At 64.8% G+C, this 26,067-nt stretch carries 25 protein-coding genes and 2 tRNA genes; 12 read left to right on the top strand and 15 right to left on the bottom strand.

Features of this window, described 5'->3' with window-relative positions:
- From AUCHE_RS13330 to pknB, 7 genes are all read left to right on the top strand, one after another.
- Nucleotides 1-478, top strand: a 478-nt coding sequence (locus tag AUCHE_RS13330; RefSeq protein ID WP_006503854.1) for an FHA domain-containing protein, incomplete at its 5' end; no start/stop codon positions are given.
- A gap of 7 nt (nt 479-485) precedes the next feature.
- Entirely contained in the window at nt 486-968 is a 483-nt protein-coding gene (locus AUCHE_RS13325) for an FHA domain-containing protein FhaB/FipA (protein ID WP_006503853.1), read from the top strand.
- 3 nt (nt 969-971) lie between these two features.
- Entirely contained in the window at nt 972-2,222 is a 1,251-nt protein-coding gene (locus tag AUCHE_RS13320) for a PP2C family protein-serine/threonine phosphatase (RefSeq protein WP_006503852.1), read from the top strand.
- A complete protein-coding gene (locus AUCHE_RS13315) occupies nt 2,219-3,595 on the top strand; it encodes an FtsW/RodA/SpoVE family cell cycle protein (protein ID WP_006503851.1) in 1,377 nt (458 codons plus the stop codon). Before AUCHE_RS13320 ends, AUCHE_RS13315 begins: the two co-directional genes overlap by 4 nt.
- Nucleotides 3,592-5,058 (top strand): peptidoglycan D,D-transpeptidase FtsI family protein, encoded by a 1,467-nt coding sequence (locus AUCHE_RS13310; RefSeq protein ID WP_006503850.1) that lies wholly within the window; start codon nt 3,592-3,594, stop codon nt 5,056-5,058. Before AUCHE_RS13315 ends, AUCHE_RS13310 begins: the two co-directional genes overlap by 4 nt.
- Nucleotides 5,055-6,539 (top strand): serine/threonine-protein kinase, encoded by a 1,485-nt coding sequence (locus AUCHE_RS13305; protein ID WP_006503849.1) that lies wholly within the window; start codon nt 5,055-5,057, stop codon nt 6,537-6,539. Before AUCHE_RS13310 ends, AUCHE_RS13305 begins: the two co-directional genes overlap by 4 nt.
- 86 nt (nt 6,540-6,625) lie before the next feature.
- Complete coding sequence (gene pknB, locus AUCHE_RS13300) at nt 6,626-8,530, top strand: Stk1 family PASTA domain-containing Ser/Thr kinase (RefSeq protein ID WP_040322577.1); 1,905 nt, start codon at nt 6,626-6,628, stop codon at nt 8,528-8,530.
- Here pknB and AUCHE_RS13295 read toward each other — a convergent pair.
- From AUCHE_RS13295 to AUCHE_RS13285, 3 genes are read right to left on the bottom strand one after another with little or no spacing between them, the layout of a single operon-like run.
- Nucleotides 8,520-9,161: an aminodeoxychorismate/anthranilate synthase component II gene (locus tag AUCHE_RS13295; protein WP_006503847.1), complete on the bottom strand. Its 642-nt coding sequence runs from the start codon at nt 9,159-9,161 to the stop codon at nt 8,520-8,522. The genes pknB and AUCHE_RS13295 overlap by 11 nt on opposite strands.
- Before the next feature lie 38 nt (nt 9,162-9,199).
- Entirely contained in the window at nt 9,200-9,391 is a 192-nt protein-coding gene (locus AUCHE_RS13290; RefSeq protein ID WP_006503846.1) for a hypothetical protein, read from the bottom strand.
- Between the two features lies 1 nt (nt 9,392).
- Nucleotides 9,393-10,187, bottom strand: coding sequence for a class E sortase (locus AUCHE_RS13285; RefSeq protein ID WP_006503845.1), 795 nt, complete (start codon nt 10,185-10,187; stop codon nt 9,393-9,395).
- A gap of 218 nt (nt 10,188-10,405) precedes the next feature.
- Between AUCHE_RS13285 and AUCHE_RS13280 the strand changes: the two genes are divergently transcribed.
- Complete coding sequence (locus AUCHE_RS13280) at nt 10,406-10,678, top strand: cell division protein CrgA (protein WP_006503844.1); 273 nt, start codon at nt 10,406-10,408, stop codon at nt 10,676-10,678.
- A gap of 358 nt (nt 10,679-11,036) precedes the next feature.
- Here AUCHE_RS13280 and AUCHE_RS13275 read toward each other — a convergent pair whose 3' ends face one another.
- Nucleotides 11,037-11,741, bottom strand: a complete 705-nt coding sequence (locus tag AUCHE_RS13275; RefSeq protein WP_052024929.1) for a rhomboid family intramembrane serine protease — start codon at nt 11,739-11,741, stop codon at nt 11,037-11,039.
- 296 nt (nt 11,742-12,037) lie between these two features.
- A complete protein-coding gene (locus AUCHE_RS13270; protein ID WP_006503842.1) occupies nt 12,038-12,556 on the bottom strand; it encodes a peptidylprolyl isomerase in 519 nt (172 codons plus the stop codon).
- 234 nt (nt 12,557-12,790) lie between these two features.
- On the opposite strand from AUCHE_RS13270, the gene AUCHE_RS13265 reads away from it, so the two are divergent.
- Both AUCHE_RS13265 and AUCHE_RS13260 read left to right on the top strand, forming a co-directional pair.
- The gene (locus tag AUCHE_RS13265; RefSeq protein ID WP_006503841.1) at nt 12,791-13,579 is read left to right on the top strand and encodes a hypothetical protein; all 789 of its coding nucleotides are present in this window, start codon (nt 12,791-12,793) and stop codon (nt 13,577-13,579) included.
- Between the two features lie 100 nt (nt 13,580-13,679).
- The gene (locus AUCHE_RS13260; RefSeq protein WP_052024928.1) at nt 13,680-14,369 is read left to right on the top strand and encodes an HAD hydrolase-like protein; all 690 of its coding nucleotides are present in this window, start codon (nt 13,680-13,682) and stop codon (nt 14,367-14,369) included.
- A 138-nt stretch (nt 14,370-14,507) separates the two neighbouring features.
- Here AUCHE_RS13260 and AUCHE_RS13255 read toward each other — a convergent pair whose 3' ends face one another.
- The gene (locus tag AUCHE_RS13255) at nt 14,508-14,822 is read right to left on the bottom strand and encodes a hypothetical protein (RefSeq protein ID WP_040322535.1); all 315 of its coding nucleotides are present in this window, start codon (nt 14,820-14,822) and stop codon (nt 14,508-14,510) included.
- Nucleotides 14,819-15,169, bottom strand: coding sequence for an ArsR/SmtB family transcription factor (locus AUCHE_RS13250; RefSeq protein WP_006503838.1), 351 nt, complete (start codon nt 15,167-15,169; stop codon nt 14,819-14,821). Before AUCHE_RS13250 ends, AUCHE_RS13255 begins: the two co-directional genes overlap by 4 nt.
- Before the next feature lie 218 nt (nt 15,170-15,387).
- On the opposite strand from AUCHE_RS13250, the gene AUCHE_RS13245 reads away from it, so the two are divergent.
- Nucleotides 15,388-17,094, top strand: coding sequence for an NAD-dependent malic enzyme (locus tag AUCHE_RS13245; protein ID WP_006503837.1), 1,707 nt, complete (start codon nt 15,388-15,390; stop codon nt 17,092-17,094).
- Nucleotides 17,095-17,336: 242 nt separating this feature from the next.
- On the opposite strand, the gene AUCHE_RS13240 is transcribed toward AUCHE_RS13245, so the two are convergent.
- From AUCHE_RS13240 to AUCHE_RS13230, 4 genes are all read right to left on the bottom strand, one after another.
- A tRNA-Ala gene (locus tag AUCHE_RS13240) sits at nt 17,337-17,409 on the bottom strand.
- Nucleotides 17,410-17,468: 59 nt separating this feature from the next.
- Nucleotides 17,469-17,609 (bottom strand): DLW-39 family protein, encoded by a 141-nt coding sequence (locus tag AUCHE_RS17120; protein ID WP_006503836.1) that lies wholly within the window; start codon nt 17,607-17,609, stop codon nt 17,469-17,471.
- Nucleotides 17,610-17,618: 9 nt separating this feature from the next.
- Nucleotides 17,619-18,638, bottom strand: coding sequence for a nucleoside hydrolase (locus AUCHE_RS13235; protein WP_006503835.1), 1,020 nt, complete (start codon nt 18,636-18,638; stop codon nt 17,619-17,621).
- Between the two features lie 63 nt (nt 18,639-18,701).
- Entirely contained in the window at nt 18,702-19,772 is a 1,071-nt protein-coding gene (locus tag AUCHE_RS13230) for a calcium:cation antiporter (protein ID WP_006503834.1), read from the bottom strand.
- Here AUCHE_RS13230 and AUCHE_RS17610 point away from each other — a divergent pair.
- Nucleotides 19,765-19,923 carry a hypothetical protein gene (locus tag AUCHE_RS17610; RefSeq protein ID WP_006503833.1) on the top strand — a complete coding sequence of 53 codons (159 nt, stop codon included), beginning with the start codon at nt 19,765-19,767 and terminating at the stop codon, nt 19,921-19,923. The genes AUCHE_RS13230 and AUCHE_RS17610 overlap by 8 nt on opposite strands.
- Nucleotides 19,924-20,062: 139 nt before the next feature.
- On the opposite strand, the gene AUCHE_RS13225 is transcribed toward AUCHE_RS17610, so the two are convergent.
- The 4 genes from AUCHE_RS13225 to gyrB form a co-directional block, all read right to left on the bottom strand.
- Nucleotides 20,063-20,136 (bottom strand) — tRNA-Ile (locus AUCHE_RS13225).
- Between the two features lie 95 nt (nt 20,137-20,231).
- Nucleotides 20,232-20,615, bottom strand: a complete 384-nt coding sequence (locus AUCHE_RS17605; protein WP_006503832.1) for a DUF3566 domain-containing protein — start codon at nt 20,613-20,615, stop codon at nt 20,232-20,234.
- A 477-nt stretch (nt 20,616-21,092) separates the two neighbouring features.
- Nucleotides 21,093-23,726, bottom strand: coding sequence for a DNA gyrase subunit A (gyrA, locus tag AUCHE_RS13215; RefSeq protein ID WP_006503831.1), 2,634 nt, complete (start codon nt 23,724-23,726; stop codon nt 21,093-21,095).
- A 112-nt stretch (nt 23,727-23,838) separates the two neighbouring features.
- A complete protein-coding gene (gene gyrB / locus AUCHE_RS13210) occupies nt 23,839-25,998 on the bottom strand; it encodes a DNA topoisomerase (ATP-hydrolyzing) subunit B (RefSeq protein WP_006503830.1) in 2,160 nt (719 codons plus the stop codon).
- Nucleotides 25,999-26,067 lie beyond the last annotated feature (69 nt).

Genomic DNA, 26,067 nt, shown 5'->3' with positions numbered 1-26,067 from the left:
GTACGACCCGTACCAGGCAGCAGCCGCTGCGGTTCCGGCCGCCCCTGCAGCCGACCGTTGGCCTGCCCAGCCCCCCGCGGGCAGGGAGGCTGCCTACGGTGGAAGGGATTACGACGACTACGACCGGGATCCTCGGGAAGCTCCGGCTCCGCCTCGTCCGTCGGCGGCTCGGGTCGATCCGAGCGAGCGTCCGTGGCTGGACATGGACGGTCACGGGTATCCGTTGCTGAGCGCGTTGACAGTGCTGGGCCGCGACCCGCATGTCGACATCACCTTGGAGGATGCGGGCATCAGCCGTCGGCATGCCGAGATCCGGGTGACGCACGACGGGCCGCATTTCGCCATCTCGGTGCGCGATCTGGGTTCGACCAACGGCACGTTCGTGAACGGTGACCGCATCACCAGCCAGCATGTGACCGACGGAGACAGGATCACCCTCGGGAGGACCAGCCTGGTCATCCGCTCGGGCAGGCGGTGAAGGGACATTGAGCGAACTCACCCTCACCGCCGTACGGCTCGGTCTGCTCATCCTGATGTGGCTCTTCGTGTTCAGCATCGTCGGGGTGATCCGCAGCGATCTGTACGGAACCCGCATCGTGAAGAAGGCCGCCGACGGTCGGGCGAAGGTTCGTCCGACCTCGAACGTGCCTTCGAGCCGTGCAGAGCGTCGGGGGCGTGGGTTACGTTCGCTGGTCATCGTGGAGGGTCCGTTGCGCGGAACGACGGTGCCGCTCCGTTCTTCGGGAGTGCTCCTGGGTCGTAACCCGGAGTGCACTCTCGTCCTGGATGACGACTTCTCTTCGGGCCGTCATGCCCGCATCTTCGAGGAGGCAGGACATTGGTATCTCGAGGATCTCAACTCCACCAATGGCACTTTCGTGTCTGGTCAGCGCATCTCGCAGCCGATTGAGATGCGTGACGGCAGCCAGCTGAGGATCGGCACCACGGTGCTGGAACTCAGGCGGTAGTCGATGACCTTCGCCCTGGACTTCGCGGCTCACACTGATGTCGGCTTGGTGAGATCGCGGAACGAAGACTCCGGCTATGCCGGCCCTCATCTGTTGGCGGTCGCCGACGGCATGGGTGGACATGCCGGCGGGAATGTGGCTTCTTCGCTGGTATTGGCCAGGCTGGCGCCGTTGGACGGTGACAGCCACGGCTCCGATGACGCCTTGGACATCCTGGCTGCGGCCATTTCGGAGGCCAATATCTCGTTGGCCACCGAGATGCAGGCCAACCCTGAGTTGGCGGGGATGGGGACGACCCTGACCGCGTTGATGAAGGCCGGCTCGCACGGTCTGGCCCTGGTCCATATCGGGGACAGCCGGGCCTACTTGTTGCGTGGCGAGGAGTTCTTCCAGATCACGAAGGACCACAGTTTCGTCCAGACCTTGGTCGACTCGGGAAGGATCACCAAGGAGGAAGCCGAGTACCATCCGCAGCGTTCGCTGGTCACCCGGGTACTGACCGGGGCGCCCGGTGACGAGCCCGACCTGTCGATGCGGGAGCCTCGGATCGGTGACCGGTACCTGATCTGTTCGGACGGCCTGTCTGATTATGTCGCCTTCGACACGATCTCAGAGGTCATCCGGATGGGCTACGACCCGTTGGAGACCGCTCGGCGGCTCGTCGACCTGGCCATGCGCAGCGGCGCCCCCGACAATGTCACCTGTGTCCTGGGCGACATCGTGCCCACTGCGGTCGACGTCTCCCCTCAGCCGACCATCGTGGGCGCGGCCGCGGAACGGCGTCATCGTGTGTCCGGAGTGCCGGCATCACCTGCCGAGAAGGCGGCAGCCCTGGCTCGTATGGCGGCCGGGGCCCCTCATGAGGAGGACATCGACGACGAGGACGACGACCCCCGCCCCCGTCCGTGGGTACGCGCCGTGGTCATCATCACGGTGTTGACCCTGGCCTTCGGTGCTGCGGCCTTCAGCGGTTGGCAGTGGGCGCAGAACCAGTACTACGTGGGCCAGTCCGAGGGAAAGGTCGCCATCTATCGGGGGGTCCCCCAGACGCTGGGTCCTCTCCATCTGTCCCAGGTGGAGAGCCGGACGGACATCCCGGTGTCGGATCTTCCCGAGATGTGGCGCACCAGGTTGGACGGTGAGATGCGCACCAACGATCTCAACGCTGCCCGGCAACGTATCGACGAACTCCGCAGGGAAGCGCAGGAGTGCCGTAGCAAGAGGTTCAGTTCGTCCTGCGGGACCTCACCATGACCACGGTGAGTACTTTTCGTCCCCGTACGCGTCGCAACATCGAATTGGTGTTGTTGATCTTCGCTGTCCTCATCGTGCTGCTCGCCTACTTGAACGTCGGTCTGGCCACTGCGGGGAAGATCCCGGTCGACCTGTTCACCCAGGGCATCTGGGTCCTGGCCTTCGCGATCGCCTTCCACCTGGTCCTGCGATGGCGGGCGGCCTATGCCGACCCGCTGCTGCTGCCGGTGGCGACCTTGTTGAACGGTCTGGGCATCGTGATCATCCACCGGCTGGACATCGCTGTCGGCAGTGTTTCCGGTGTCGCCCCACGTCAGATCATGTGGGCCGGGTTGTCGATGGTGGTGGCCGCGATCGTCCTGGTCACCCTGCGTGATCATCGGATTCTGCGCCGGTACACCTTCACCGCGATGGCTTCGGGCCTGGTCGCCCTGCTGCTCCCGCTGTTGCCGGTGATCGGTATCGAGGCCGGTGGCGCGCAGATCTGGATCCGCATCGGTCCGTTCTCCTTCCAGCCTGGCGAGCTGGCGAAGATCCTGTTGGCGGTTTTCTTCGCCGGTTACCTCATCCAGACCCGCGACGCTCTGTCCCTGGCCGGTAAGGAAATCTTCGGTATCCGTCTTCCCCGGGCACGTGACCTGGGTCCGATCCTGATCGCCTGGGCGCTCTCGGTGGCGGTCCTGGTCTTCCAGCGTGACCTGGGGACCTCGCTGCTCTTCTTCGGACTGTTCGTAGGGATGTTGTACATCGCGACGGAGCGTAAGAGCTGGATCGCGATCGGCATGACGCTGTTCTGCGGTGGGGCTTTCGTGGCCTATCTGCTGTTCGCCCACCTTCAGCGCCGAGTCCACATCTGGTTGGATCCCTGGGCGCCGGAGTACTTCGACCAGAGCTATCAGTTGCGTCAGGGTTTGTACGGTCTGGGCGCAGGTGGGATGTTGGGCACCGGTCTGGGGCAGGGTCGTCCGAACCTGACGCCGTTGGCCGACAGCGACTTCATCATCGCCAGTCTCGGCGAAGAACTGGGACTCGTGGGGATCTTCGCGGTTCTCGTCCTCTATGCTCTGTTGATCGAACGTGGTCTACGGACCGCTTTGGGCACACGCGACGGCTTCGGCAAGCTGCTGGCCGCGGGTCTGTCCTTCACCATGGCGCTGCAGGTCTTCACCATCGTCGGTGGTGTCCTGCGTGTCATTCCGTTGACCGGTCTCACCACGCCCTTCCTCTCTGCGGGCGGTTCATCGCTCCTGGCCAACTGGGCCATCGTGGCGATCCTGCTTCGGATCAGCGATCACGCGCGTCGGCCGCTGCCGGATCCCGATGAGACCTCTGCCGCAGCCGACGCGCCCACGAGTGTGGTGAAGAGTCCATGAATGCGCCTATCCGCAGACTGTCTGTCCTGGTCGCGGGAATGTTCGCGTTGCTACTGGTCTTCGGTTCATGGGTCCAGTACGCCGACGCCAAGACGCTGCGTGACAGCAAGGGGAACAGACGTACCTTGTTGTCCGCCTACGAACAGGAGCGCGGTGCGATTCTGGTCGACCAGACCCAGATCGCCCGTTCCGACAAGAACGACGGCAACATCAAGTTCAAACGTTCTTACCCGCAGGGGCCCTTGTACGGTCATCTCACCGGCTGGTTCTCCTTGGGGTACGGGGCGAACGCCTTGGAGTTGACCAACAACGAGTTGCTCTCCGGGCAGTCGGACGCCTTGTTCTACCGACGTCTGGGGGACCTGCTCACCGGGAAACGGCCTGCCGGGGTGAACCTGGAACTCACCATCGATCCGAAGGCTCAGCAGGCCGCCGACAAGGCTCTGGGGAACCGCCGGGGTGCGATCGTGGCCCTCGACCCCAAGACCGGTGCCATCCTCGCGATGGTCAGCCACCCCCACTACGACCCGAACACCATCGCCACCCTGGACGGCAGCAGCGCACAGAAGGCGTGGAAGAGTCTGAACACCGACGCCTCGAAGCCGTTGGTGAACCGGGCCATCGCCGGTGACCTCTATCCGGCAGGTTCGGTCTTCAAGGTCATCACGGCTGCGGCCGGGATGGCGCAGGGCCGTGACGAGAACTCGAAACTGACCGGTGTCGCTCAGCTGCCCATCCCGCAGACCTCTGTGAAGCTCCCCAACGACTGGCGTGGACCCTGCGGCAGTGGTGAGGTGACCATGACCGAGGCGATGGCCATGTCCTGCAACACTGCTTTCGCGCAGTTGGGTTTGGACATGGGTGCGGATGCTTTCAAGGCCCAGGCCAAGAAATTCGGGGTCGGTGAGAAACTCTCCATCCCCATGAAGGTCACCCCGTCGACCACCGGAGTCATGGACACCCCCCCGAAGATCGCCTACACGGCCATCGGTCAGCAGGATGTCCACGTCACCCCGTTGCAGATCGCGATGGTCGCGGCCGGTGTCGCCAACAAGGGTTCGGTGATGAAGCCCTACCTGGTGCGTCAGACCCGTGGCTCCGGGCTGGACGTGATCGACACCACGAAACCTCAGGAATACTCCCGCGCGACGACTGAACCGATCGCCGCCGCGTTGAACCGCATGATGGTCCAGGTCACCGAATCCCCGGTCGGAACAGGTGCGGCTGCTCGCATCCCCGGTGTGAAGGTCGCGGGTAAGTCCGGTACCGCGGAGAACCACGATGCTCAGGGCCGTGCCCTCGCACCTCATGCCTGGTTCATGTCCTTCGCCCCGGCCGACGACCCGAAAGTTGCTGTCGCGGTTCTCGTCGAAAACGGCGGTCTGCCTGCGCCGGGCCCCGGTCCCTCGTTCAACGCCGCACCTTTGGCGCAGGAAGTCATGAAGGCTGTGATCAATCGATGAGCATCGAGCCGGGTACCGTCTTCGGTAATCGCTACACCCTCGTCTCCCGCATCGCGGTAGGTGGTATGGGCGAGGTCTGGCGGGCCAGCGACCGGGTCCTGGGCCGCACCGTCGCCATCAAGCTCCTCTCGGCGAACCTGGCCCAGCAGGAGGGCTTCGCCGAGCGTTTCCGTGAGGAGGCGCGGCACACGGCTCTGCTGGGCCACCCGAATATCGCGACGGTGTACGACTACGGCGAGGACGACGGCGCCTCGTGGCTGGTCATGGAGTTCGTGGAGGGCGAGCCACTTTCCCAGATCATCCGGGAGCAGGGCGCGCAGTCACCACGGCGGACGGCGATGATCATCGGTCAGTGTGCAGAGGCTCTGCAGGCCGCCCACGAAGCCGGGGTCATCCACCGTGACGTGAAGCCGGCGAACATCCTGTTGCGCCCGGACGGCGTGGCCAAGTTGACCGACTTCGGTATCGCCCGGGCGAAGGACGCGGCTCCGATGACGCGTACCGGCGAGGTGATGGGCACGGCCCAGTACATCTCTCCGGAGCAGGCGATGGGCAAGACCGTCTCGGGAAGTTCGGACATCTATTCGTTGGGCTGTGTGGCCTACGAGCTGCTGACCGGTGAGCGTCTCTTCGACGAGGGGTCGGCGGTGGCGACGGCGATGGCCCACGTCCACAATGTGCCCCCGCCGTTGCCGGTCTCGGTGCCCAACGCACTGGCAGCGGTGATCGAAAGCTGCTTGGCGAAGGATCCTGCGCAACGCCCGGAGAGCGCCCGTGCCGTGGCGAAGGCCATGAAGGGTGGTCCTGCTGCTGCGGCGGCCGCGGTGCCTCAGGGGTTCGCCACCCGCCAGATGCCGGAGCAGTCCTCGACCAGGCAGTTGACCTCTCCTACCGCATATGCCACGCATCCTGCCGACCGGTATGGTGCGGGACAGGGTGGGCGTCCGTCCGGGCCGTCCCGGCCGGTAGCGTTGCCGGAGCGGAAGACCAACCCCTGGATGGTGGCCGGTTTCGGGGTGTTGACCCTGGTGGCGATCTTCGCGGTGTTGAGGATGACCGGTCTCGTCGGGGAGGGGTCGAAGCCGACGCCGAAACCGTCGTCCGGTGTGTCGATCTCTGCTCCGCCGAGTACCCCGTCCGAGTCCTCTTCTTCGTCGTCCTCCTCGACTCCGGCGCGTCCGAGCAATGCGCCGCCGCCTCCGCCGAAGCCTGCGGCCTCGGCAAGTATCGATCTGGCCACCTACCGTGGCAAGGACGCTCAGATCGTCGCCGGCGCTTTGACCCGTCGGGGCTTCACACAGATCGTGACCGAGGATGTGGAGTCGGAGCTTCCACCGGGTACGGTCGTTGCCATCAGTCCTTCAGGCCTCCAACCGTTGGACCGGAAAATCACGTTGACCGTCAGTATGGGCATGCGGGATCGGGAACGTCCTTCCCCGTCGACGAATACGCCGTCGACGACCCCCTCGTCTCGTAACTGAGTCGGCGACCGCACGATCTTGTCCAGACGTTTTGATAGGGAGCAGTGTTGACCGAGCCGATGCCTGCTGAGGGGAGTGAACCGACCATGACCGACGAAAGGGTCTTGGTCGGCCGCTACCAGATCGGCGAACTCATCGGTCGAGGTGGCATGGCTGAGGTCCATGCGGGGTGGGACACGCGTCTGGGCCGTGAGGTCGCGGTCAAGGTCCTCCGTTCGGACCTTGCCCGGGATGTGAGCTTCCTGCAACGTTTCCGGCGGGAAGCGCAGTCTGCCGCCGGTCTGAACCACTCGTCGATCGTCGCGGTGTACGACTCCGGCGAGGATTCGGCCACGGAGTTGGGCGGGGCAGATATCGCGGTGCCCTTCATCGTGATGGAGCGGGTGCACGGCAAGACCCTTCGCGAGATGCTGCACGAACGTGGCGGGCCGATGGAACCGCCGGAGGCCTGCCGGATCATGGCGGCCACGTTGCGGGCGCTTTCCTTCAGCCATGCGAACGGTCTGGTGCATCGTGACATCAAACCGGCGAATGTCATGGTGACCACCGAGGGCGAGGTCAAACTGACCGACTTCGGTATCGCTCGCGCCATCGCTGATTCTGCGGCGACCTTGACGAATACGTCGGTGGTGGTGGGTACCGCCCAATATCTTTCTCCGGAGCAGGCTCAGGGGAAGAGCATCGACGCCCGGGCCGATGTGTACTCGTCCGGATGTGTGCTCTACGAACTGTTGACCGGGCGTCCGCCCTTCACCGGAGACAGCCCGCTGGCTATCGCCTACCAGCATGTCGGGCAGACTCCGCAGCCTCCGTCGACCTATGACGAGACCTTGTCGGCCGAGATCGACGCGGTGGTTCTGCATTCCTTGGCCAAGGAGCCGCAGGACAGGTATTCCAGCGCGAGCGAGTTCGCTGCCGATCTGGAGGCCTTGGCTGCGGGGCGTAAGCCGAGCATCGCGGTTCCCGTACCGGCTGCGGTGGATCCGGCTGATGCCGAGACCACTGTCCAGGACGTGGCGACGGCCGAGGGCGCAGGTGAAGGCCAGGCCGGGGCGGGGGGTCAGGCCGGGGAGACACCTGAGAAGAAGGAATCTTCGACGGATTCGCTGCCCTTGGTGCTTCCGCAGGCTTCGCGTCGTCGTCAGTTGTTGATCGCCGTGGCTTCTGCGATCGGTCTGGCGTTGGTGGTCACGATGGGGGTTTTGGCTTATCAGGGGAAGATCGGCGATGTCGGCGGGGTGACTGTCCCCGACGTCCGGACGAAGACCTTGCAGGATGCGCAGGACGAGCTCATGCGGTTGGGGCTGGCGGCCGATATCCGCCGGGTCCCCAACAAGGCTGCCGAGGGCATCGTGGTGCGGCAGAGCCCGGATGGCGGCCATCAGGCACCGACGGGGAGCCGGGTGAGTTTGGACGTCAGTTCGGGGCCTGGCAATGTGACGATCCCTGAGCTGACCAATTACGACCAGGCCGCTGCGCAGTCGATCCTGAAGGATGCCGGGCTGGTGGTGCGGGTCGAGTCGGTGGAGAGCAATGAGCAGGGGCCGGATCGGGTGGTCCGTACCGACCCGAAGGCCGGTGCGACGGTTCCCGAGGGTGCAACGGTCACCTTGTATGTCAGCAATGGCAAGGTCCGGGTGCCGGATCTGTCGGGGAAGCCGGAGAGCGAGGCCCGGTCGATCCTGATGAAGCTGGGGTTGAAGCTGGTGCCCTCCTATGTGGATGCCAATGGCCCGGCAGGCACCGTTCAGCGTCATGACTACGCAGGCCAGAGCGTTCCGATGGGCACTGAGGTGCGGACGTTGATCATCCGTGAGCGTCCGCGCGCGGTTCCCACGGTGACGGTGACGGTCCCTTCGGATCCGTTACCGCCGTCGAAGCCGACGGCTTCGCCTAAGCCTCCGTCGCCGACGGCTTCGTTGCCGCAGCCGGTGCCGCCGCCGGCACCGCCGCCGGCACCACCGCCGATGCCGGTTCTGCCTAGGCGTTAGCGGCAGCTCCGCGGCGGACGAGGGGGCTGAGTCCTGCGGCTCGGTCGACGGCGTCGGGTTGTCCGCACAGGCTGAGCCAGTTGGCGATGAGCCGGTGTCCTCCTTCGCTGAGGATACTTTCGGGGTGGAATTGGACTCCGTGAAGTTCTTTGTCCCGATGGCTGATTCCCATGATGGTCCCGGATTCGGTGCGAGCGGTGACCGTCAAGCAGTCGGGGAGTTCTTCTTCCACTGCGATGAGGGAGTGGTAACGGGTCGCGGTGAACGGTGAGGGCAGCCCGGTGAAGATGCTGTGTCCGTAGTGGATCACCGGTGAGGTTTTTCCGTGGAGGAGTTCGGAGGCCCGGTCGACGACGCCTCCGTAGGCGACGGTGAGTGCTTGATGTCCCAGGCAGACACCCAGCATCGGGATGTTCTCCTGTGCGCAGGCGAGGATCATGTCGATGCTGACCCCGGCCGATTCCGGGCTTCCCGGACCTGGTGAGATGAGGACGCCGTCGTAGGAGACGCAGGCGTCGGCGTCGACGGCGTCAGTGCGGCGGATGTCGCATTCTGCGCCGAGTTGTTCGAGGTATCCGACGATGGTGTGGACGAAGCTGTCGTAGTTGTCGACGACGAGGATCCTGGTCACGGCGTCCTTCTTCGCTTTTCGATGAGGTCTTTAGCCCGTCAGCGTACTGGTGCGATTGTCGGGGTCGTGACCGAAGCGGAGATGCTGGGGTCGTTGACGGGGAGTCGTTCGGCAAGCCAGGGGAAGATCCAGGTGAAGCAGATGACGACGACCGCGACGAGCAGGACGAGGCAGATCAGGGCTCGGAGGGGCGCGGGTCCGGGGAGTGCTTTCCAGAGCGCGGCGTACATGTCAGTGTCCCGTCGGGTGGTCGGTGGGGGCGGCGAGGGCGGCGCGGACGACGGGGCTGGCTGCGGCGTCGGGGGTGGCCGGGCTTCGGGGTACCCAGTGTTGGAGTTTGGCGTGGACGACCCAGCGTTTCTGCGCGGTCCAGTGTGGTTCGCAGGCGATGAGGGTCATCCAGGATTCGGTGGGGGTGGCCCCGACCCGGTCTGGCACCGGCGCGAAGACCTCGACCTGGTGCGGTAGCACGATCTTGGAGTTGTCCACGCGGTAGACGGACCATCCGTCCTTGACCTCGACGACGATGCTGTCTCCTTCGCGGAGTGCGTCGATGCGGTTGTAGGGGTGGCTGTAGGTGTCCCGGTGTCCTGCGGTGGCGAAGTTGCCGATCTGGCCGGGCATCGCGGAGGTGGGGTCGTGCCCGATTCCTTTGTCCAGTTGGGCGGTGGAGGTGCCTTGTAGGACGGGTTGGGGTCCGTTGCCGAGGCGGGGGACGGTGATCAGTCCGAAGGCTTTGCCGGTGGGGGTGCCCGCGTTGGTGAGTGCGCTGGCGGTGGCTGGGGCGGGGCCGGGCGTCGAGGAGGTGCCGGTCAGTGCGGGGTCTGCGAATTCTCGGCCGAGGTCGGAGACGACGGTGGCGGAGGCCTGGGATGCCGCGCGGGTGACCCACCAGACCTGCCAGCCGACGAAGAGGAGGACGAGGAGCCCGAAGGTGATGAGAAGTTCTCCGATGATTCCGGTCACGACCGCGCCGGTCCGGCGTTGGGTCGGTGTCTCCGGATCGGCTCCTGTTTCGCTGGTCACATTTGATTGTCGACTCGGTTCGCCCTTCGTTGAGGGAAACTCGCCTGTGTCGGACATGTTTTCCTGGGGTGCTTTCCGTCGAGGACGTGCCCGGGCCCGGCCCGGTCTGGTCAGTTCTTCCTTTCCTGAGGGGACTCCTGGGTCCGTCGATCCGACGGCGCTTACCCTAGAGAGGTATTCTGGCGTTCTTGTGGACCGCGTTCGATCAGGAGTTCGTAGTGAGTGAGTCCCGCCCGACCAAGAAACAGGCGAAGTCTGCTCCGACGAGCGTGCGTCGTCCGGTGGCTCCGTCGAAAGCCAAGATCGATGATGTGAGCCCTTCGTGGTGGGCTCCGATGATGGTCACCTTGATGGTGTTGGGGTGCCTGTGGGTCGTCGTCTATTACGCGAGTCTGGGGAAGTTCCCGGTTCAGGCGTGGGGTAACTGGAACCTGGCGGCTGGTGGCGGTCTGTTGATGGTGGGCTTCCTGATGACGACGAACTGGCGTTGACCTGATTCTGAGCAGGATGCGGCTGCCGTGGGTGGCCGCGTTTTTGCGTGTGTGCGTGTTGGTGCGGGCTGTCGTGCGCCCAGGCCTGGTTTTCCCACAGCTTCGTCCACTTATCCACATGGGCTGTGGATAATCCCTGTGGATAAGTCGATCGGCGGGTGGCTGACACTGCCTCGTATGCCGAGGCCACGGCACCTTTCGGAATGAGAAACCCCCTTCGTCCACAGTTGTTCACACCGCTGTGATTACACCGCTGTTATTCATCCCCAATTGTGGATAAGTCTGTGGATAACTCACCGATCCCCTTGGTGCGCAAGGAGATCCGCGAACAGAAGATCCCCTCCGCAAAATCAGGGAATCACCCGGAGAAACCGCCCCAATAAGGGGATATCACAGCAAATCTGGCCACTACCGCCCCCACCATCAACAAGCTACCGACCCCACCCACGGCCCAGGCGAGCGCCTTCGGTCTCAACGGTGAGCCCACCGCCGAAAGCAGCCAGGTGGCCACCGCGCCTGCCACCGCACCGCCCAGGTGTCCCTGCCAGGAAACATTCGGCATCATCAACGAGAAAGCCACGTTCAGGACGATGAGAACGGTGACCCCACGCACATCGCCCCGCCCCCGCATCTCGCGCACCAGCAGCGCACACATCAGGCCGTAGCCGATGGCCGAACTGCCCAGAACCGGTGTCACCCAGCTGAGGTCCCGGGTCATCGGATTGTCCGGCGGCGCGCTCATCCACACGATCGCGACCGAACCACCCAGGGCACTCAACACGCACATCACCGCGTAGCGCAGATGCCCCAGGGCAGGTTCCACGACTCGTCCCAGAAGCACCAGGAGCAGTGCGTTCCCCACCAGGTGCAGAGGAAAGTTCGGGTCGTGCACCAGCGCGCTGGTCAACAGACGCCAAGGCTCTCGCCACGTCAGGAGCGGCACCAGAGCCATCTGCAGGGTCAGCGAGGGGACGAGCAGTTGCACCACGTAGACCACGCAGATCACCGCGGTGAATCCGTAGGTGACATAGGGGGCGGCTTCCGCGGACAGTGCCCGCCGCACGGCGGCAGGCCGATTCCGGCGGCTTTCCGCAGAACAATCCACGCAGTGGACTCCCACCGATGCCGGTACCTGGCATCGAGGACAGACCGGCCGTCCACACCGCTGGCAGGTGACATATGTCAACACACCCTGGTGGCGCGGGCACATAGGACCGGATACCGGCGAAGGTGCACCGTACGGCGTGGTCATGAGCTTCCTCCTTGTCACGTCCCCCAACGTGCGACGCCCCCCGGGGGTGCCGGGGGGCGTCGCACGTTCCTCACGCTCTGATTACGAGCGTGGAACTCCTCGACAGGTCATTCCGTGACGGTCACGCTGTTGATGACCACCGGTTCCACCGGCTTGTCGTTCCCCCCCGTACGGACGCCGGCGATGACGTCCACGACCTTACGGCTCTCGTCGTCGGCGACCTCACCGAAGATGGTGTGTTTGCCGTGCAGCCAGGTCGTCGGGGCGACCGTGATGAAGAACTGGGAGCCGTTCGTCCCGCGCCCCCCGCGCTTGCCGGCGTTCGCCATGGCCAGGATGTACGGCTTCGAGAAGTCCTTGTCGGGGCTGATCTCGTCGTCGAACATGAACCCGGGTCCGCCGAAGCCTTCGCCGAGGGGGCATCCGCCCTGAATCATGAATCCGGGAATGATCCGGTGGAAGGTGAGCCCGTCGAAATACGGGGTGGGGTTCGTACGCCCTGCGTCGTCCTTGTACTCCTTGGTGCCCTGGGCCAGCCCGACGAAGTTGTCGACCGTCTTGGGGGCGTGGTCCGGGAAGAGCACCACGTTGATGTCGCCGTGATTGGTGTGCAGCGTCACGTTCATGGACGCCATCCTTCCATGAGCCTCCCACCGCTGGTCGACCTGAACCTGCCCCGATGTCGGACGAATGTGATGAAACACCTTGCGGCCTTCCTCCGGGATCGTTCCCGAGTCGTCATACGTTGGTTCAGGAGGCATGAAAAACGGCAGGATGGGCAGTGGGCTTGGTGAGAACCGCAACGTCGTCCGTCTTCCGGTCTCGATGCCGATGGCGATGCTAGGAGAGCGAGGAAAACCGTGTTCCAGCGCAAGAAGCAGAAGGTCACCGTCCCTACGATCGAGAAGCTGCCGGTCAGCACGGCCGATGTCAGTGAACTGAAGGACTCCTTGATCCCCGCCGCCAGCGAAGCCGCGTCCAAGGTCCGGACGAAGGTCGCCGAGCAGACCGACCACGGGAAGAACCTGGCTGCGCCGGCTCTGGCCGCAGCCGGTGCCGCGGTCGCACCCAAGCTCGGTGAGGCCCGCGCCAAGGTCGAGGAGGATGTCCTCCCCCGGGTCTCCGAGGCGAAGGACACCTTTGTCGACGAGGTTGTCCCGAAGGTCGTCGGTGCGGTTTCCGCCGCGGTCGCGGCTGGTGCCGCGGCCAAGTCGGACGCTTTGCAGAAGGTGAAGGAGTCCGATGCCATGCACCGGGCGTCCGATGCCGCGATGGTCCTCAAGGGTGACGCCGTCGTCGCACCGAAACGGCGCAAGCGCGGCTTCGGCTCGAGCTTGTTGGCCGCGGCGGGCATCGTCGCGGTGGCCGGTGTGATCGCCTGGTACGTGAACAAGAAGGCTGCGGAGCAGGACGACCCGTGGGCGCGCCCGTTGGCGGACCCGTATGTCCCTCCGACCGAGGGTCGGGAGTCCACCATGTCGGCGTCCTCGTCCCCCGTCGGCAGCGGTGCTGCCATGTTCTCGTCCTCGTCGGGTCAGGTGTCCGAGGTGCCTCTCGAGAACCACGATCTGATCCCGCCGTCGACCGAGGCCCGCGCAGAGGACATGCCGCCGGCGTCCGGCACGGACAAGGACAAGAAGACCTACTGACAGTTCAGGTAGGACGTCGGTGGCCCGGTCGGATGATCGGGCCACCGACGTCCTACCTTCCTGTCATGTGTCGGCGACGAGTGAGGTTTCTGTGACATCTATGCCGGGGCAGCCGACCGCTGTCCTCTTCGATCTCGACGGCACCATCAGCGCATCCGGTGAGACGATCGTCTCGACGCTGCACGAGACCTTGGTCGGGATGGGTTTTCCCGGCTTGTCCGGCATCGAGACCAGGCGCATCGTGGGTCCGCCGTTGGGGCAGACCTTGCGTGAGGTCGTGCAGATCCCGGAGGAGCAGGTCGCTGAGGCGATCCGTCGTTATCGGGCTACGCTGCATGCCCGGTTGGACCGGACCCCGCCCTTCGAGGGGATGCTCGACCTGATTCGGGAGCTGGCTGCGGCGGGGCTTCCGATGGCGGTGGCGACGTCCAAGTTGGAGTCGATGGCCGTGGAGGTCGTGACCGGGTACGGGGTCGGTGAGTGTTTCGTCGCGGTCTGTGGGTCGCCTCCGGACGAGAGTTCCGGGACGAAGGCTGCCGTGGTGGCGTCTGCCTTGGAGCGGTTGCGCGCGGCGGGGGCCGATCTGTCGAGTCCGGTGATGGTGGGCGACCGGCATCATGACGTGGTCGGGGCAGGAGCGCATGGGGTACCGACGATCGCGGTCTCCTGGGGGTACGGGGAGGCTTCGGAGTGGGTCGAGGCGATGGCTGTCGCGCACTCTCCTGCGGAGTTGGGGGAGCTGTTGCGGCCTCGGGGTGGGGTGGTCTCGGCGTCGGTCGCGTCGACGTGATGGTGTAACCGCCGGTGATCCTGCGAAGAGGGCGTCATCCGATGATGATGACGCCCTCTCTTGCCTGTCCATGGCCGTCATGGGACGCCGGCGATGGGGCAGGTCTTCTTCCGACCTCGGTGCGCGACGGACGCGCGATCAGGCCGCGTGCTTGCAGGTGGGGCAGGTGCAGTCCGTGCATTCGCAGCTGACGCACTGGTCGCTGCAGTGCTCGCACTGGCAGGTGTTGTGGTTGCAGGTGGGGCAGGCGCAGTCCGTGCAGGAGCAGGTCACGCAAAGGTCGCTGCAGTGCTCGCACTGGCAGGTGTCGCACTCGTCCACGTGGTCCTCGTGAAGACGGTGGGCGTGGCCGTCGTGCAGGTAGTCGATGTGGTCCTCGTGGACGACAGCTTCGTGTCCGCAGTTCGGGCCGTGCTGGTGGTCGGTGTGGGGCTCGGCGAGTACGTGGCTCATGTCGGATCCTTCCGGGGTTGGTGGGTCTCTTTGGGTTTGCTCGGATCGTGTTCCGAGGTGTGGGCGATCGCGTCTCGCACGATGTGGGCGACGTGGTCGTCCATCAAGCTGTAGGTGGTCTCCCGTCCGGACCGGTTCCCTTGGACCAGGCAGGTCTCGCGCAGGATCCGCAGGTGTTGGGAGATCAGTGGTTGCGGGGCTCCGAGTGCGTCCACGAGTTCGGACACATTTCGGGGCCGTTCGACCAACAGCTCGATGATCCCGATGCGCAACGGGGCGGAGAGCACCTTGAACAGGTCTGCCGTGGCAAGCCAACGCGAGGCGATCTCCATGCGCTCAGAACTCATGCGCCGATACTAATATGCACGATGACGCATATGTCAATCGTTTCGCCTATATACCAACAAATTTCATAAAAATTCACAGCTTTTCATCCGAAATCACCCCACCGCCGATACCCGCTGCCGACGGCTGAACTGCATCTCGGTAGCCCGCAACCGCGCCACGGCCTGCACCGGTGCACTACGATCGCGAGGCCAGCGCCCACGGCCGAGGGAACGGACCGATGCCCGACTACGAGCTCGACACCACGCACCGCGACGGATCGCTACGCATCCACGCCCGAGGACGAGCCGTCCTCGCCAACCCCATGACCAACCGCGGAACCGCCTTCACCGAGGACGAACGCGAAGAGCTCGCCATCAGTGGGCTCCTCCCCACCGGCGTCACCTCCATGTCCAACCAGGTACGCCGCGTCTACGAGCAGTACAAATCAGCGAAGACCCCCTTCGCGAAAAGCAACTATCTCGCCAACCTGCGCGATCGCAACGAGATTCTCTTCTACCGGCTTTTCGCCGACCACCTCGAAGAGATGATGCCGATCGTCTATACGCCCACCATCGGCGAGGTCATCCAACGTTTCAGTGTCGAATACAGCCGCCCTCGAGGGGTTTTCCTGTCCATCGATCGGCCTGACCTGATCGAGAAGTCTCTGCTCGAACACGGTCTGGACCCGGACGAGGTCGACCTCGTCGTCGCCACCGACTCCGAAGGCATCCTCGGCATCGGCGACCAGGGCATCGGCGGCATCCAGATCGCCATCGGCAAACTCTCCGTCTACACCGCAGCGGCCGGCATCCATCCCCGCCGCGCGGTCCCTGTCGTCCTCGACACCGGAACCGACAATCTCGGGCTCCTCACCAGCCCCTTCTACCTGGGAGAGCGTCATGCCCGGGTACGCGGCGAGCGGTACGACGAGTTCATCCGTGCCTTCGTGGAGACCACCTCCCGGGTCTTCCCCAATGCAATGCTGCACTGGGAAGACCTGGGTACCGGCAATGCCCACCGCATCCTGGAGACCTACCGGCACGACCACTGCACCTTCAACGACGACATCCAGGGCACCGCTGCCGTCGTGCTCGCGGCCATTCTTGCCGGGGTCGAGGTGGCCGGGCATCCGCTGGCCGACCACCGCATCGTCTCCTTCGGCGCGGGCAGTGCAGGTATCGGTATCGCCAATCTTCTGCTGGACCACATGGGCCGTCAGGGCATTCCTCGCAGCGAAGCCGTCCGCCAGTTCTATCCGATCGGGATCCAGGGCCTGTACGTCGACGACATGCCTGATCTGCTCGACTTCCAGCGTCCTTTCGCCCGGTCTCGCACCGAAGTCGAGGGTTGGGGGTTCTCGCCCGGGCAGCGGATCGATCTGCTCGACGTGGTGCGCCAGGTCAAGCCGACGATGCTCATCGGCACTTCCACTGCGGGCGGGGCCTTCTCCCGGGAGGTCGTGGAAGCCATGCACCGGCACTGCGAACGGCCGATCATCATGCCGCTGTCGAATCCGACCTCACGCGCCGAAGCCACTCCGGCTGAGCTGATCGACTGGACGGACGGAAAAGCGCTGATCGCCACCGGGAGTCCTTTCGAACCAGTTGACCATCAGGAGATCCGTCATTACATCGCCCAGGCCAACAACGCCCTCATCTTCCCGGGGATCGGGTTGGGTGTCGCTGCCTGCCAGGCCAGTAGGGTCACCGATTCGATGATCGCGGCGGCAGCTCAGGCTCTGGCTTCGCATGCCAATGCCTACCGTCCTGGCGCGTCCCTGCTGCCTTCGATCAACGAGCTCCGCCCGGTGTCGGCTCAGGTCGCCCTGGCTGTGGCCCGAGCAGCAGAGGCCGAGGGTGTGGCCCGGCGGCCGTTGTCCGATCCGGTCGACGACGTCTTCCAGCGGATGTGGACCCCTAAGTATCCGCCGGTGGAGATCGTGTGATCGGCGTCCTCGCGCCAGGCAACTTTCACCAGGCGACGGCGATATCGGTGAAGGGGTGTGGCGCGAGGACCTGCCGGGAATCCGCAGAACTGAGACGGGATATCGGACAAGGCCTCGCTGCGATGAGCGCGCTCCGCACGAAGTCACGCACCGGTCAGTAAATTTCGTCCGTAACTGAGCGGGTAACTTAATCGGTCGTCCAGAAAGCCTGTCCGCTATTCTGTTCTCGCTGGTAGATCGAGTGGAGCCTAGGGGACTCGAACCCCTAACCCCCTGCTTGCAAAGCAGGTGCGCTACCAATTGCGCCAAGGCCCCGAACGGACGCATTCGCGCCCTCCCCGCAGAGCGGGTGTCGAAGGACAGCCTACGACGTCTCAGCCCAGATGCCGAACCGGGGCCGGTGCAGGGTCGGTGGCCTCAGCCCACAACGCCTGGTCCTCCTGCTTCGCCTGCAGCTTGCGTGCAACGAAGAATCCCGTGGCGACGGCCACGCCCAATACGACGAATTTCCGCATGGCTCAAGCCTACGCGACTGGGCGTGAGGGCGATGTCCCCCTCCCCAACAAAGCCTCCACATAGCTGAAGAAGGCGTCGGCGTCGACTTCCTCGATCACAGTGGCATTCGGTACGAGCTGATGAACGGTGCGCACTTCACTCACCGGGCTCCCCTCGGCGACCTGGGCTGCGGCCTGGGGCCCGAGCCAGGACATCGCCGAGTATCCCCTCATCGCTTCGGAGGAGGTCTCCACAGTGACGTGATAGGGCGCGAAACGGGTCACCAGTTCCGGGTGGAGCACGATCGCCGCGGACAACGAATCCGGGTGGGTTGATCCAGGGATCCCCACTGCCTCGTCGAAGGCCAATGTCGCGTCGATGATCCTGCTGAAGAAATGCGACAGCGGCGTATCCAGCGATGCCAGCCGCGCGAGTCTGTCACGTCCGAAGGTGGCATCACGGACGGTCAGCGGCGCCCACGGCACGACCACCAGATCCTTGAACCCGGCCTCGCAGACGATCCTGGCCGCCTCTGGGTCGACATAGAAGTTGAACTCTGCGGCGGCAGTGATATTTCCGCGCCCGTTGTTGGAACCGCCCATCACGACCAAGGTCTTCACCTTGTCCACGAAACCCGGGTCCTTCGACACCGCAGCGGCGATATTCGTCAGCGGTCCGATGGCCACCACGGTGAGTTCACCCGCGTGTTCCTCGGCCAGACGGATCAAGGCATCGACGCCGTGTTCCGACTCGGGCTCGCATCCGGTGTCGTCCATCGTGAGCCCGCCGGTGCCGTCCCCGTGGACGTCCTCCGCGGAGACCCACGCCCGCATCAACGGACGACGACATCCCAGATGAACCGGGACCTCACCGAGTCGACCTGCGACCGAAAGCGTCATCCAGGCATTGCGAACCTGTCGGTCGAAACCCACATTGCCGGCCACCATCGTGATGGCGCGAAGATCGGCCGCCGGGTCGAGGAGGCCGACCAGCAGTGCCACACAGTCGTCCTGGGCGGTGTCGGTGTCGATCACCAGGGGAATCGCCATCTTGTGTTGCTCCTTCGTCGAGGGCACCTACCGTAGTGCGCTGTCTGTCTGCCCGCCAGGGTTTCAGGGGTTGGCGGCCAGGAAGACGAAGGCCGACAACAACACCAGGTGGACGGCGCCCTGCAACCTGGTCGCACGCCCGGGCACGATCGTCAACGTGGCCACCGCGCCGGTGATCACCAGCAGTGCCATCTGCAGCGGGTCCAGGCCCAGGTGGATGGGCCCGGGCAGCCACAAGGAGAGCAAGGCGATGGTGGGGATCGTCAGACCGATCGAGGCGATGGCTGACCCCAGCCCCAGGTTGAAACTGGTCTGCATCCGGTTGCGTTGTGCCGCGCGCACCGCGGCGAGGGTCTCCGGTGCCAGAACGAGCAAGGCGATCACCACGCCGACGAAGGAGTGCGGCAACCCTGCTGCGCGCACTCCGGCCTCGATCGCCGGGGATTCGACCTTCGCCAGTCCGACGACGGCGACCAGGCAGCAGATCAACAAGGCCAGGCTGGTGAAGGTGGCACGCAGCGTGGGCGGCTCGGCGTGGATGGCGTCCTCCTCGAGTCCTTCACCGTGCGAGCTCGCACCCACCTCGACAGGCAGGAAGAAATCCCGGTGACGGCGCGTCTGGGTGAGGACGAACAACCCGTAGAGAACGAGCGCCGACACGGCGGCGAAGGCCAGCTGGCTGCCGGAGTACTGCGGCCCCGGCTCAGCGGTCGTGAAGGTGGGGAGCACCAGACCCAGGGTCGACAGGGTGAGGACGGTGGCCAGTGCCGCGCCGGCTCCTTCGGCGTTGAAGTAGAGGAGTTCGTGCCGTTGAGCACCGACCAGAAGTGCGAGCCCCACGATCCCGTTGATCGTGATCATCGCAGCGGAGAACACCGTGTCCCTGGCCAAGGTGGCTGCTCCTTCCCCGCCGGCGGTCATCAACGTCACGATGAGCCCTACTTCGATGACGGTCACGGCCACGGCGAGGACGAGTGATCCGAAGGGTTCTCCCACCCGGTGCGCAACCACCTCGGCGTGGTGCACGGCAGCCAGCACGCTCATCGCCAGGACGACAGCGACCACGCCGACGAGGAGCGGAGGGATGTCCCTTCCCCAGCTGACTGCCAGGAGGAGGACGGCGCCGATGGGCACCGAGACTGTCCATGAGGCGATTCCGCGGGCAAGGGCAGCCGGCAAAGGTTTCTCCGATCGTGGGCTGTCGTCCGACGAAGGACATGGCGCAATGTGCAGAGCCCGGGTCGACGAGCCGGTCTCCGCGACCATCGCCTTCCAGGCTAATTGACGTCGCTGAAGCCCTGTGAGGCCGCGAAGACGGCTCGGGCCACCGCTTGGCGTGCAGAGAACAGGAGATGACCAGGGGTGGTGCGGAATCCGGATAAAAATTGAGAGGCCCCGGATTTCTCCGGGGCCTCTCAATTGGGTGGGCCTAACAGGACTTGAACCTGTGGCCTCTTCCTTATCAGGGAAGCGCTCTAACCGTCTGAGCTATAGGCCCATCACGCCTGGGCTTGCGACCTGGCGGCACCTTAGGCTACCGCACGTTCTCCGCTCGTCCAAAACGCGACCAGGACACGGAATCCCCGGTCCTGTTCAGTCATCCGAAAGGGTCATCTGAACGCCGCCGACCATGGCTGCGCACACGTTGTAGATCACTGCGGCCAGCGTGGAGATCGCCGTCATCATCACGATGTTGAACACCCCGAAGACCACAGAAAGGGCCGCAACCCTCCCGAGGGAGAACCAGTCGGAGACATCGATCCGGCTGTTGCTCGACGCTCCGGCCTGGAGCTCGTTGATCGAGTCGGTGATCGTGGAGAAAACACCCATTCCGCTCAGCAAACCCCACAACACCGATACCGCCACGACTCCGGCGATACCCAAGGCCACGGAGAGCAGGAAGGAAATCTTCAGCACCGAGAAAGGATCGATCCGGGAAAGGGTCAACTTCACCCTGCGCGCGTCGGACTGACGCACGCCACCCTGCTGCTGCGCGGCAGACCCCAATGCCGGTGACGCTCCAGGAGCCGAAGCAGGAGCCGGCTTGACCGGCCCCGGCGCTGCCTTCGGCGCAGGCCCCGACCCTGGCTTCGCCGGGGGCGGCTTCACCGGCCCGGCCTTGGGCTGCGCAGGCGGAGGCTGCCGGGGCGGAACCCCAGCAGGGCGTCCCCGCCCGGGAATCGGCTTGGTCTGCCCAGGAGAAGCCTGCGGAGGCCCTCCGGCCGGCTTTGCCGGACCAGGTGCCGACTTCGCCGCACCTCCAGCAGATTTAGCAGGGGAAACCGGCACCGGCGTGGTAGGCATGCTGGCCGTCTTCGCCGGACCTGTCTTCTTGCCCGGCGTCGGGCGCGGCTCTCCCCGAGCTGCGCTCGGCACTCCAGGCGCGCCGCTTTTCGTCGTCACTCGCCACCTCCGGCGTCGTCATCTTTCAGAACCACGCTACCGCTACCCTCATTACTCCGAAGAGGTGACTCCGGTGTCCAAGACGGTCTCGTCATTTCCCTCATCGTTCCTCATCGGGGCGCTATTTTCGAGGCCGCCACCAGCGGAATCCTCATTCGTATCCGAGTCTTCACCCTCAGCCTCGGCATTTCGGGCAACAGCAACGATGGCATCACCGTTGTCCGGTTTGGCGAATTGAACTCCCATGGTGTTCCGCCCGGTCCGACGGACACCATCGACCCGGCTGCGTACGATCTTCCCCTTCTCCATGACGACCATGACCTCGTCGTTCTCACCGACGGTCAGGGCACCGACCAGGTTTCCGCCTCGTTCCGAGATCGCGGCCACGCGGACACCCAGCCCTGCTCGACCCTTGACCGGGTAACCGGACGCCGGGGTCCGCTTGGCCAGCCCGTTCTCGAAGACCACGAAGACGTCCGGGTCGTCACCGTCAGGAATCAGACAGAGCGACAGCAGCTCGTCGACTCCACGGAATTTCATCCCGGTGACCCCGCTGGTCGCCCGTCCCATCGGACGCAGCACGTCGTCGGTGGCATGGAAACGCAGGCTCTGTCCTTGGCGGCTCACCAGCAGCAAGTCGTCGTCGGCGGAGCAGACCCGGGCGCCGACCAGTTCGTCGCCGTCGCGCAGGTTCACCGCGATCAACCCCCCGGAGCGGGGCGAATCGTACTCGGCCAGGCGGGTCTTCTTGACCAGACCGTTCCTGGTGGCCAGCACCAGATAGGGCGCCACCTGGTAGTCGGGCAGCGCCATCACCTGCGCGATCCGCTCCTCGGGTTGGAAAGCCATCAGGTTGGCGACGTGCTGTCCCTTGGCCTCGCGGCTCCCCTCCGGGAGTTCGTAGGCCTTCGCCCGGTAGACCCGCCCCAGGTTGGTGAAGAAGAGCAGCCAGTGGTGGGTCGTCGTGACGAAGAAGTGTTCGACGATGTCGTCGCCGCGCAGCTGAGCCCCGCGGACCCCTTTGCCTCCTCGTTTCTGGCTGCGGTAGGCGTTGACCTGGGTGCGTTTGGCGTATCCGCCGCGGGTGATGGTGACGACCACGTCCTCCTGGGGGATCAGGTCCTCCATCGACATGTCGCCGTCGAAGGGCATGATCTGCGTACGTCGGTCGTCGCCGTACTTGTCGACGATCTCGGCGAGTTCCTCCGAGACGATGGACCGCTGTCTCGCGGGGGTATCCAGGATGTCCTTGAAATCCTCGATCTGCCGGGCCAGCTCGTCGTGGTCGTCGATGATCTTCTGGCGTTCCAGGGCTGCCAGGCGCCGCAGCTGCATGTCCAGGATCGCGAGGGCCTGGATCTCATCGATCTCGAGCAGTCCCATCAGGCCGGACTTGGCTTCGTCGGCGCTCGGGGAACGACGGATCAAGGCGATGACCTCGTCGAGGGCGTCGAGTGCCTTGAGGAGCCCGCGCAGGATGTGGATCCGCTCCTCGGCCTTCTTCAGGCGATAGCGCGTCCGACGGACGATGACCTCGATCTGGTGCTCGACCCAGTACCGGACGAAGGCGGACACCGGCAGGGTCCGCGGCACGCCGTCGACCAGGGCGAGCATATTGGCGCCGAAGGTCGTCTGCAGCTGGGTGTGCTTGTAGAGGTTGTTCAGAACGACTTTGGCCACGGCGTCACGTTTGAGCACGATGACCAGCCGCTGCCCGGTACGTCCGGAGGTCTCGTCGCGCAGATCGGCGATGCCGGCCAGTCGCCCGTCTTTCACCAGCTCCGCGATCTTGCGGTTGAGTGCGTCCGGGTTGACCTGGTAGGGCAGCTCGGTGACCACCAGACAGGTCCGCCCCTGGATCTCCTCGACCTGGACGGAGGCCCGCATGACGATCGATCCGCGGCCGGTGCGGTACGCGTCCTCGATGCCTTTCCGCCCCATGATGAGTCCACGGGTGGGGAAGTCCGGCCCCTTGATGATGCCCATGCAGGCCTCGAGGCGTTCTTCCTTGGTCGCGTCCGGGTGTGCCAGCACCCACTGTGCTGCTTCGGCGACCTCACGGAGGTTGTGCGGCGGGATCTGCGTGGCCATCCCGACCGCGATGCCAGCGCTCCCGTTGACCAGGAGGTTCGGGAAACGTGCAGGCAGAACGTCCGGTTCGAGGTTCTTTCCGTCGTAGTTGGGCCGGAAGTCCACGGTGTCCTCATGGATGTCCCGCACCATCTCCATGGCCAGCGACTGGAGTCGACACTCGGTGTACCGAGCGGCCGCGGCGCCGTCGTCACCGGAGTTGCCGAAGTTGCCCTGCCCGTCGACCAGGGGGTAACGCATGTTCCACGGCTGCACCAGGCGGACCAGCGCGTCGTAGATCGCGGTGTCGCCGTGCGGGTGGTACTGGCCCATCACGTCACCGACGACACGGCTGCACTTGTTGTATCCACGGTCGGGTCGGTACCCGCCGTCGTACATGGCGTAGGTGATACGCCGGTGCACCGGTTTGAGCCCGTCCCGCACATCGGGCAGCGCTCGGCTGACGATGACGCTCATCGCATATTCGATGTAGCTGCGCTGCATCTCTGCGTTCAGGTCGACCGGTTCGACGCGGTCGTGGCCGACGGCCACGTTCGCACCGTCCGCTGCGTCCTCGATGGGCTGTGTGCCGCCGGGAGTCTGCTCGTCACTCACGCTCGTCGTCCTGTTCGCAAGGTGGTTGGTAGATCGTTGTCCGGGATGTGGCCCCCCCGGAAGGGGGCCCTGGCCTCGGCCCGACGGTCGTCGTTCCCCGTCGGGCCCGGCATCACAGGTCCAGGAATCGCGCGTCGCGGGCGTTCCGTTGGATGAAGCTGCGGCGGGATTCGACGTCTTCACCCATCAGCACGGAGAAGATCTCGTCGGCAGCAGCGGCGTCGTCCAGCGTGACCTGGAGGAGGACCCTGTGGTCGGGGTCCATCGTGGTCTCCCACAGCTCGGTGGCGTTCATCTCGCCGAGCCCCTTGTAGCGCTGTACGGGGGAGTCCTTCGGTAGACGCCATCCTTGCCCTTGGCCGGCCCGCAGCATCTCGTCCCGTTCACGGTCCGAGAAGGCGAACTCGTGGGGGTGGTTGCTCCATTTGATGCGGTAGAGCGGCGGCTGGGCGAGGTAGACGTATCCGGCCTCGATCAGCGGACGCATGAAGCGGAAGAGCAGGGTCAGCAGGAGGGTGCGGATGTGCATGCCGTCGACGTCGGCGTCGGCCATCAGCACGATCTTGTGGTACCGGGCTTTGTCGAGGTCGAAGTCTTCACCGACGCCGGTGCCGAAGCCGCTGATGAGGGCCTGGACCTCCTGGTTGGCCAGCACTTTGTCGATGCGGGCTTTCTCGACGTTGAGGATTTTTCCTCGGATGGGCAGGATCGCCTGGTTGAAGGGATTCCGTCCGTCCTTCGCCGAGCCGCCTGCGGAGTCTCCCTCGACGATGTAGATCTCGGAGACGCTGGGGTCCTTGCTCTGGCAGTCGCGTAGCTTTCCGGGCAGACCCCCGGATTCCATCAGGCCCTTACGCCGGGTGTTCTCGCGGGCCTTCCGCGCGGCGATCCGTGCCGCTGCCGCCTGGACGGCTTTGCGGACGATGTCCTTTCCTTCGTTCGGGTGCCTTTCCAGCCAGTCGCTGAACTCGCTGGTCATGGCGCCTTGGACGAATCCCTTCACCTCGGAGTTGCCGAGTTTGGTCTTCGTCTGTCCCTCGAACTGTGGTTCGCCGAGCTTGACCGAGACGACCGCGGTCAGTCCTTCGCGGATGTCGTCGCCGGTGAGGTTCTCGTCTTTGTCCTTGAGGAGGTTCTGTTTACGCGCGAATTCATTGACGAGACGGGTCAGGGCTGCGCGGAAACCCTCCTCGTGGGTGCCGCCTTCGTGGGTGTTGATCGCGTTGGCGTAGGTGTGCACGGACTCGCTGTACGCGGTCGTCCACTGCATGGCGACCTCGAGGGAGAGGTTCCGGTCCGAGTTCTCGAGCTCGAAGGCGATGACGTCGGGGTGGACGTGTTCGCTGCGCTTGCTGGCGTTGAGGTGGGTGACGTAGTCGATGAGTCCGTTGTCGTAGCGGTAGCTCACGGTGCGTCCGGTGGCGCGTCCTTGCGCGTCCTTGGCCACCTCACCGGATCGGGCTTCCTCAGCGGCTGCGGAGGCGGTGTCCTTGGTCGGCTCCGTGACCTCTTCGGCTGCCGCGAGTTCGGCTTCCTCTTCGAGTTCGTCCTCCGCGACCTGGATCGCTTGGGGGCGTTCGTCGGTGAGCGTGATGGTCAGCCCTTTGTTGAGGAAGGCCATCTGCTGGAAACGTGCTCGGACGGTCTCGAAGTCGTAGGTCGTGGTCTCGAAGATCTCCGAGCTCGCCCAGAAGGTGATCGTGGTCCCGGTCTCCTCGGTGGGTTCCATGCGTGCCAGGGGGGCCACGGCGACCCCGCGTTCGAAGGCCATCCGGAAGACGTGGCCTTTCTGACGCACCTCGGCTTCGAGTCTGGAGGACAGGGCGTTGACGACGGAGGAGCCGACGCCGTGCAACCCACCGGACACCTTGTACCCGCCGCCGCCGAACTTTCCGCCTGCGTGCAACTGGGTGAGGACCAGCTCCACGGCCGAGACGCCTTCGGCGGGGTGGATGTCTGTGGGGATGCCTCGTCCGTTGTCGCGAACGCGGACTCCGCCGTCTGCGAGGAGGGTGACATCGACGCGGTCGGCGTATCCGGCGAGCGCCTCGTCGACCGAGTTGTCGACGATTTCCCAGACCAGGTGGTGCAGGCCTCGTTCTCCGGTGGACCCGATGTACATGCCAGGGCGTTTCCGCACGGCCTCGAGTCCTTCGAGGACGGTGATGGCGCTGGCGTCGTAATTGGGATCGGTTTCCCCGATGTGGTCCGTCGGTGTTGCCTGGTTCTCTGATGCCTCGCGAAGGGGATGCTCAGCGTTGGACTCGGTCACGACGCTCCTGCCGGGAATGGGCGTTCGTGTCGGTCGTTCTACGAGCCCCTGGTGTGGGGGCTTCGTCGG

Origin of the sequence: Austwickia chelonae NBRC 105200 (assembly GCF_000298175.1) — a bacterium.
In the GTDB taxonomy this organism is placed as follows: Bacteria; Actinomycetota; Actinomycetes; order Actinomycetales; family Dermatophilaceae; genus Austwickia; species Austwickia chelonae.
This window is presented reverse-complemented; position numbering and strand designations above follow the sequence as displayed.

Excerpts from the sequence above, each read along its gene's own strand:
- AUCHE_RS13235 (WP_006503835.1), bottom strand. The coding sequence starts at position 18,638 with ATGGCGATTCCCCTGGTGATCGACACCGACACCGCCCAGGACGACTGT.
- AUCHE_RS13310 (WP_006503850.1), top strand. The coding sequence starts at position 3,592 with ATGAATGCGCCTATCCGCAGACTGTCTGTCCTGGTCGCGGGAATGTTC.
- AUCHE_RS13270 (WP_006503842.1), bottom strand. The coding sequence starts at position 12,556 with ATGAACGTGACGCTGCACACCAATCACGGCGACATCAACGTGGTGCTC.
- AUCHE_RS13260 (WP_052024928.1), top strand. The coding sequence starts at position 13,680 with ATGCCGGGGCAGCCGACCGCTGTCCTCTTCGATCTCGACGGCACCATC.
- AUCHE_RS13320 (WP_006503852.1), top strand. The coding sequence starts at position 972 with ATGACCTTCGCCCTGGACTTCGCGGCTCACACTGATGTCGGCTTGGTG.
- AUCHE_RS17610 (WP_006503833.1), top strand. The coding sequence starts at position 19,765 with ATGGGCACCGAGACTGTCCATGAGGCGATTCCGCGGGCAAGGGCAGCC.
- AUCHE_RS13315 (WP_006503851.1), top strand. The coding sequence starts at position 2,219 with ATGACCACGGTGAGTACTTTTCGTCCCCGTACGCGTCGCAACATCGAA.
- AUCHE_RS13305 (WP_006503849.1), top strand. The coding sequence starts at position 5,055 with ATGAGCATCGAGCCGGGTACCGTCTTCGGTAATCGCTACACCCTCGTC.
- AUCHE_RS13245 (WP_006503837.1), top strand. The coding sequence starts at position 15,388 with ATGCCCGACTACGAGCTCGACACCACGCACCGCGACGGATCGCTACGC.
- pknB (WP_040322577.1), top strand. The coding sequence starts at position 6,626 with ATGACCGACGAAAGGGTCTTGGTCGGCCGCTACCAGATCGGCGAACTC.
- AUCHE_RS13250 (WP_006503838.1), bottom strand. The coding sequence starts at position 15,169 with ATGAGTTCTGAGCGCATGGAGATCGCCTCGCGTTGGCTTGCCACGGCA.
- AUCHE_RS17120 (WP_006503836.1), bottom strand. The coding sequence starts at position 17,609 with ATGCGGAAATTCGTCGTATTGGGCGTGGCCGTCGCCACGGGATTCTTC.
- AUCHE_RS13290 (WP_006503846.1), bottom strand. The coding sequence starts at position 9,391 with ATGTACGCCGCGCTCTGGAAAGCACTCCCCGGACCCGCGCCCCTCCGA.
- AUCHE_RS13255 (WP_040322535.1), bottom strand. The coding sequence starts at position 14,822 with ATGAGCCACGTACTCGCCGAGCCCCACACCGACCACCAGCACGGCCCG.